At 67.0% G+C, this 1,317-nt stretch carries 1 pseudogene; it reads left to right on the forward strand.

Annotated features, from left to right (window positions below):
- Positions 1–52: 52 nt before the first annotated feature.
- Positions 53–1,287, forward strand: a pseudogene (locus NFX44_RS33200) (IS3 family transposase).
- The last annotated feature ends 30 nt before the right edge of the window (positions 1,288–1,317 follow it).

The raw sequence follows: 1,317 nt of genomic DNA on the forward strand, positions 1-1,317 counted from the left end.
TGTTCCGCACCGGGTTTGATGGAGACATCGAAACCTGGGAGGAACACCGGCGATGCCCGCACCGAAGAAGTACAACGATGAGTTGCGTGAGCGTGCGACCCGGTTGGCGGTCGAGGCCCGTCGGGATCCGGCGTCCGCGGTCGGAGCGATCCGTCGGATCGCCGGTCAGCTCGGGGTTCACCCGGAGGCGTTGCGCACGTGGGTGAAGAAGGCCGAGACCGACGCCGGCGACCGGCCGGGCACGACCAGCAGCGACGTGGAACGCCTCGCCGCGTTGGAGCGGGAGGTGCGTGAGCTGCGGCGGGCGAACCAGATCCTGCGCTCCGCGGCGTCTTTCTTCGCGGCGGAGTTGGACCGTCCGTCGCGATGAAGGTCGAGTTCGTCGACTCCCAGCGGGTCGAACACGGTGTCCAGCCGGTCCTGCAGGCGCTGCAAGACACGCCGGCACAGATCGCACCGTCGACCTACTACGCCGCCAAGACCCGCCCCGCCAGCGCCCGCTCCTGGCGCGATGAGGAGCTGACCGCGGTGATCGAGCGGATCCACGCGGAGAACTACGGCGTCTACGGCGCTCGCAAGATCTGGCACGAGCTGCGCCGACGCGGTGTGCGGGTGGCCCGGTGCACCGTCGAGCGGCTGATGCGCGAGTCTGGGCTGCGTGGGCTGCTGCGCGACAAGTCACCCCGTACGACCCGGCCCGCAGCCGAGACCGGTCGCCCGGGTGACCTGGTCAAACGTGACTTCACCGCGGAACGTCCGAACCATCTGTGGGTCGCCGACCTGACCTACGTGCGCACGAGTGTGGGCTGGGTGTACGCCGCGTTCATTCTCGACGTGTTCTCTCGCATGATCGTCGGCTGGCAGGTCGCCACCAGCCTCTACACGGATCTGGCTCTCGACGCGCTGAAGATGGCAATCTGGCGCCGCGAGAATCAGGGTGCTGACCTGCGTAAACTGGTCCATCACTCGGACAGGGGAGTCCAGTATCGAGCGATTCGCTACAGCCAGCGGCTCGCCGAGGCCGGCGCCGTCGCCTCCGTCGGCTCCAAGGGCGACTCCTACGACAACGCGATGGCCGAGGCGTTCAACTCGCTGTACAAGGCCGAACTCGTCCGGAACAAGGGACCGTGGCGCGGGCTCGATGACCTGGAGATGGCCACCGTCGAGTACATCGACTGGTACAACAACCGCCGCTTGCACGGCGAGCTCGGGCACATCCCGCCCGCCGAACACGAGGCGCTACACGCGATGACCCACCCGGTCACCGCACCCCTAAAAACCAGCTAACCAACTCTCCATCAAACCCGGGGCTTGACA

Origin of the sequence: Micromonospora sp. MA102 (genome assembly GCF_025460765.1) — a bacterium.
Lineage (GTDB): Bacteria > Actinomycetota > Actinomycetes > Mycobacteriales > Micromonosporaceae > Micromonospora > Micromonospora halotolerans.